Origin of the sequence: Intrasporangium sp. (genome assembly GCF_039812505.1) — a bacterium.
In the GTDB taxonomy this organism is placed as follows: domain Bacteria; phylum Actinomycetota; class Actinomycetes; order Actinomycetales; family Dermatophilaceae; genus Intrasporangium_A.
The window spans coordinates 1-5247 of record NZ_JBDIAQ010000197.1 but is presented as its reverse complement, the minus strand read 5'-3'; the positions used below and the strand labels follow the sequence as shown (position 1 = coordinate 5247).

General features: G+C 70.5%; 7 protein-coding genes. 1 reads left to right on the top strand and 6 read right to left on the bottom strand.

Translation table 11 applies throughout. From position 1 onward, the window contains the following. The 6 genes from WMI84_RS16705 to WMI84_RS16680 form a co-directional block, all read right to left on the bottom strand. The coding region (locus WMI84_RS16705) for a GTP pyrophosphokinase family protein (RefSeq protein ID WP_347354906.1) at window positions 1–678 on the bottom strand (678 nt) is incomplete at its 3' end. 136 nt (window positions 679–814) lie between these two features. Then, window positions 815–1606 (bottom strand): SDR family NAD(P)-dependent oxidoreductase, encoded by a 792-nt coding sequence (locus WMI84_RS16700; protein WP_347354905.1) that lies wholly within the window; start codon window positions 1604–1606, stop codon window positions 815–817. 63 nt (window positions 1607–1669) lie between these two features. Next, window positions 1670–2035, bottom strand: coding sequence for a DUF2255 family protein (locus WMI84_RS16695; RefSeq protein ID WP_347354904.1), 366 nt, complete (start codon window positions 2033–2035; stop codon window positions 1670–1672). A gap of 31 nt (window positions 2036–2066) precedes the next feature. After that, complete coding sequence (locus WMI84_RS16690; RefSeq protein ID WP_347354903.1) at window positions 2067–2951, bottom strand: aldo/keto reductase; 885 nt, start codon at window positions 2949–2951, stop codon at window positions 2067–2069. Next, window positions 2948–3208: a hypothetical protein gene (locus tag WMI84_RS16685; protein ID WP_347354902.1), complete on the bottom strand. Its 261-nt coding sequence runs from the start codon at window positions 3206–3208 to the stop codon at window positions 2948–2950. The genes WMI84_RS16690 and WMI84_RS16685 overlap by 4 nt, the downstream gene beginning before the upstream one ends. Further along, on the bottom strand, window positions 3205–4254 hold the full coding sequence (locus WMI84_RS16680; protein WP_347354901.1) for an alcohol dehydrogenase catalytic domain-containing protein: 1050 nt from the start codon (window positions 4252–4254) through the stop codon (window positions 3205–3207). Before WMI84_RS16680 ends, WMI84_RS16685 begins: the two co-directional genes overlap by 4 nt. Before the next feature lie 102 nt (window positions 4255–4356). Between WMI84_RS16680 and WMI84_RS16675 the strand changes: the two genes are divergently transcribed. Continuing rightward, the gene (locus tag WMI84_RS16675; RefSeq protein ID WP_347354900.1) at window positions 4357–5247 is read left to right on the top strand and encodes a helix-turn-helix transcriptional regulator; all 891 of its coding nucleotides are present in this window, start codon (window positions 4357–4359) and stop codon (window positions 5245–5247) included.

The window sequence follows — 5247 nt, the reverse complement described above, 5'->3', positions numbered from 1 at the left end:
TTCGGCGATCCTGGTCGGTGCCAGGCCGTGCACCTGCTGATGCAGCCGCTCCATCCGCAGGTCCAGATCGGCTGCCGTGTCGGCGGCGTCCTTGAGCTCGGCCAACAGCTCGTCAGGGACCTTGCCGTCGTACTTGTAGTAGAGCTTGTGCTCGAGGCTCGCCCAGAAGTCCATGGCGATCGTGCGGAACTGGATCTCCACCGGGACGTGCACGATGGTCGAGGACAGGAAGACGGGGATCTCGACGATCGCGTGCAGGCTCTTGTACCCGTTGGGCTTCGGCTCGGCGATGTAGTCCGACACCCTACGGACGGTGATGTCGTCCTGCTGGGTCAGCAGGTCGAAGATCCGATACGCGTCGGAGACGAAACTGCAGGTGATCCGGATGCCGGCCACGTCGGTGATCTGCTGACGCACCGACTCCAGGTCCCGGCTCACCCCGCGGCGGTGGACCTTCTCGAGCAGGCTGTCGATCGTCTTCACCCGGCCCTTCACATGCTCGATCGGGTTGTAGTCGTGCATGTGCACGAACTCGTCGCGCAGGATGGTGATCTTGGTCTCCACCTCGCGCAACCCGAACTCGTACTCCAGCAGGAACCGCCGCATCAGGGTGCCCAGCTCCCGTATCTGATCGGCGGTCATCGTGACGGACGGGTCCGGCAGGGGCGACTCGGGCATGTGTCAGTCTACGCACTCCCAGTGCAGGCGACGCAGGCTGTGCGCCCCCCCACATACACAGGTGGGTGTGCGCGTGACCCGCGACGTCCTGGTCCTTGAAGACCGGAGCCGGAGCCACCGAGGGACCATGGGTCGACTACGTTTCGCTCCACAGCGGGGGGATGTTGCCCCGACCCGGTAGGGATGGCCAGGCGAGTCGACTGGCCTGCGGAAGAATGGTGACGAGCAGCTGGAACTGACCGGAACCAGGGTGGCGGTGATCGGTGGCACCGCCGGCATCGGGCAGGCGCTCGCCCGGCGGTTCGCCCGGGACGGTGCGGAGGTGACTGTCGCCGGATGGTCGCTCCGCGAACCGGCGCAAAGCCCGCTGCCACGGGATGGCAGCCGCTTGGACCCGCAGCGCGTTCGCACGCCTGGCCAGGATGTAGGACGGGCCGGAGTCGTCGATATCGGCGAGAGCGGGCAGGTCGTGGAGCTCGGCGATCGAGCCGTAGGCCAGCGTGCGCTCCAGGTCGGCCGGGAAGCTGCCCATGTGTCCAGCCTGGCTGGCGATGACGACACCGCTGCCCTCTGAGGCGATGACCCGGCCGAACGCCTCCAGGACGTAGGCGGTGCCCAGTAGGTCCACGGCGACGATGCGCTCCGGCGGCGCCTTGGATGGGCGACACACCGGCGCGTGGATCAGCCGGGTCACGCTGCCGAGTGCGGCGGCGTAGTTGGCCAGGGCGTCGACAGTGGCCTGGTCGGAGACGTCGACGACCATGGTGTCGACCTCGTAGCCCTCGCCGTGCAACTGCTCGGCGACGGCGGCGAGCCGGGTCGGGTTGTGGTCGGCCAGTAGCAGGCGTCGCTCGACGGCGCTCCGGCGGGCGATGGTTACACCGATGCGGCCGGTGCCGATGGGGACGGCGACGTCGAGGTCACTCACGGCCTGCGTTGTCGGCAGGGCCGTCCTGCCTGTCGTTTCGTGCCTGGGTCGTTTGCTCCCGGATCAGGCGGGGTCGACGCGCAGGGTCGTGGCGCGTGCCTCGGGGCTCGTGATGGCCTGCACCGGGCCGCCGTGGCCGTACTTGTCGTGGTAGGCGCGGTCGATGTCGTCGTCGTGGGAGCGGTCGTGGGTGAAGGCCACCTCGGTGCGCCGGCCGTCGGCTTCGATGCGCCCGGTGCCGGTGTGTTGCACACCGCGATACCAGGCGCCGCTGGTGCCGCGTACCGAGCGGATGTAGAGGCTGTCTCCGACGACGACGTGCCAGACGATTCGGGGGCTGCGCAGCGTCCCGTCGCGACGGTGTGCAGCGACCCTGATCTCGCTGTCGGCGTCGATCGCGGCGAGCTGCTGGGGTGTCCAGGTGTTCATTCGGGTCTCCTGTCGTTCCGGTGGGTCGAGGTCAGGCTTCGGGGATGTCGCGGCCGTAGGTCTCGAGGGTGATGTCCTCGGGGTCTGGGCCGCCGCGGACGCCGGTGTCCAGTGCGTCGATGGCGGCCAGCTCGTCGGCGGTCAGCTCGAACCCGAACACGTCGAAGTTCTCGGCGATGCGTGACGGAGTGACGGACTTGGGGATGGCCTGCCGGCCCTGCTGGAGGTGCCAGCGGAGCATCACCTGGGCCGGGGTCCGCCCGTGCTCGGCCGCGATCCGCCCGATCGTGGGGTCCTCGAGGGTGGAGCCGCGAGAGCCGTTGCGGTAGAACGTGATCCCACCGATCGGTGACCACGCCTGGGTGACGATGCCGTGCTCGGCGTCCGCGGTCAGGACGTCGGGCTGGCGGAAGTACGGGTGGACCTCGACCTGGTTGATCGACGGGACCAGATGGGTGGCCGCGAGGAGCCGATCGAGGTGGCCGGGCATGAAGTTGCTGACGCCGATCGCCCGGACCTTGCCGTCGGTCAGCAGCGTCTCCAGGGCACGGTAGGCATCGAGGGTGCGGTCGAACTCACCGGGCAGTGCCTGGTGGAGGATGAGCAGGTCGATGTGGGCGAGGCCGAGCTTGCCGGCGCTCTTGTCGAACGCGTGGAGGGTCCGGTCGTAGCCGTAGTCGCTGATCCAGACCTTCGTCTCGACGAAGACCTCCTCGCGAGCCAGCCCGGATGTTGCCAGGGCCTCGCCGACCTGACGCTCGTTGCCGTACGCAGCGGCCGTGTCGATGTGGCGGTAGCCGACCCCCAGCGCGGTGGCCACTGCGGCCCTGGTCTGGTCCGGAGGCGTCTGGAAGACGCCGTAGCCCAAGGCCGGCATCGTGACACCGGTGTTCAGGGTGATGGTGGGAATGGTCATGATGTGCACTCCAAGGGTGTCGGGGTGAGGACCCGCCGGAGGACCCGACGGGCCGGTAGAAGGACGACGAGGACGATCACCAGCGCGATGGCGAGCAGGGCGCTGGCACCTGTGATCGCGGCACTGACGTGCTCAGCCACCGTGTCCGGTGACCCGGTGGCGTAGCTGACGAGGATGACCGCCAGGACCGCGCTGGGGCCGGTGGACTTCCTCGCCCGGTCGGTCCCGGTCGCTCGGGGTGCGGTCGATACGCTCACGGGCGGACCATCACCTTGAGGGCCTCGCGGTCGTCCATCGCGGTGTAGCCCTTCGGGGTGTCCTCCAGGACGACGGTGCGATCGAAGACCCGGCCCGGTTCGACCGTCCCGGCGAGGACACCGGGCAGCAGGTCCTCGATGTAGGCCCGGACCGGGGCGGGCCCGCCGGTCAGGGTGATGTTGCCGCCGAAGAGGCTGCCGAAACCGACCGGCGCCTCCTCGTACTGCGGGACCCCGACCCGGCTGATGACCCCGCCGGGCCGGACGACACCGACGGCCTGCTGGTATGCCGGCAGGTGGCCGACCGCCTCGAGGACGATCGGACTGCCGCCACCGGTCAGGTCGCGAACGGCGGCGATGCCTTCCTCGCCGCGGGCGGCGACGACGTCGGTGGCACCATACTCGCGGCCGAGGTCGGTGCGGGCCCGGTGACGGCCCATGAGGACGATGCGCTCGGCGCCGAGCTGCCTGGCGGACAGGACGGCCAGCAGGCCGACTGCGCCGTCACCGATGACGGTGACCGTGCTGCCCGCGGTGACCCGACCCCGGACTGCGGCGTGCCAGCCGGTCCCGTAGACGTCCGAGAGCGTGAGCAGGGAGGCCAGCAGGGGTTCGTCCGCGCCGGCCGTGACGCCGGGCACTTTGACCAGCGTGCCGTCGGCGAACGGGACTCGCACCGCTTCGGCCTGGCCGCCGCCGGTGCCGAGCCGGTCGTCGTTCCAGAACCCGCCGCGAACGCACGAGGTGTGCAGCCCGGCCCGGCAGAACTCGCACTCGCCGCAGGAGACCGCAAACGGGGCGATCACGAAGTCACCGGCGGCCAAGGTCCGTACATCGGCACCGACACCCTCGACGACGCCGATGAACTCGTGCCCGATCGAATGGCCCGCCGGCGAGGGCGGGGCCGAGTGGTGCGGGTGCAGGTCGCTGCCGCAGACACACGCCCGGGTCACCCGGACGAGGGCATCGGTCGGCAGCTGGATCGAGGGGTCGGGGGCGTCGACGACGCGGATGTCGCCGGCGCCGAACAGGTAGGCGGCTCGCATGACCACCAGTCAACGCGTGCCGGCCCAACTGCGGGAGTCCCGCTCGTTCGGGGTATTGCCAGAGCCTCCCTCGTCGGGTTGGTGCGGCCTACCGTGGTGGGCATGGCATCGACTGAGCTGCGGGCGGAGATCCGAGAGTTCCTCCGCTCACGCCGGGCCCGGATCACGCCCGAGCAGGCGGGGCTGCCCGCCTACGGCGGCAACCGGCGGGTGGCGGGGCTGCGCCGCGAGGAGGTCGCCATGCTGGCAGGGGTCTCGGTCGACTACTACGTCAGGATGGAGCGCGGTGGCCTCGGCGGGGCCTCCGAGTCCGTCCTCGACGCGCTCGCCGGCGCCCTGCGGCTCGACGAGGCCGAGCGCGAGCACCTGCTCGACCTCGCCCGAGCGGCCGCGGCCGGGTCCAGCCGCCGGACGCGGAGGTCCGCGACGACCGTGCGCCCCGCCGTCCAGCAGGTGCTCGACGCCATCACCGACGCTCCCGCCTGGGTCCGCAACGGCCGCCACGACATCCTCGCCATGAACCCGCTCGCCCGGGCACTCTACGAGCCGGTGTTCCGCGACCCCCGACGGCCCGCCAACACCACCCGCTTCGTCTACCTCGAACCCGACCGGGCCCGCGAGCTGTTCGTCGACTACGACGAGATCGCCCGCGACGCCGCCGCGATGCTGCGTCTGGAGGCCGGCCGCAACCCGCGCGACAAGGCCCTCATCGAGCTCGTCGGCGAGCTGTCCACCCGCTCCGAGCTGTTCCGGCAGCGCTGGGCCTCCCAGGACGTGCGCTACCACCGCTCCGGGCACAAGCGCCTCCGCCACCCGGCCGTCGGCCGGCTCGACCTCGACTTCGAGGCCATGGAGCTGGCCTCGGAACCCGGCCTCCGGCTCAACATCTACACGGCCGCAGCGGGCACGCCCACCTCCGACGCGCTGAAGCTCCTCGCGTCTTGGGTAGCCAGCCAGCCCGAGACCCTTGCGCGGGAGTCGCTGGCCGACTGA

Bases quoted from the DNA above. Each gene is read 5' to 3' on its own strand.
- WMI84_RS16695 (WP_347354904.1), bottom strand. From the start codon at position 2,035: ATGAACACCTGGACACCCCAGCAGCTCGCCGCGATCGACGCCGACAGC.
- WMI84_RS16690 (WP_347354903.1), bottom strand. From the start codon at position 2,951: ATGACCATTCCCACCATCACCCTGAACACCGGTGTCACGATGCCGGCC.
- WMI84_RS16680 (WP_347354901.1), bottom strand. From the start codon at position 4,254: ATGCGAGCCGCCTACCTGTTCGGCGCCGGCGACATCCGCGTCGTCGAC.
- WMI84_RS16675 (WP_347354900.1), top strand. From the start codon at position 4,357: ATGGCATCGACTGAGCTGCGGGCGGAGATCCGAGAGTTCCTCCGCTCA.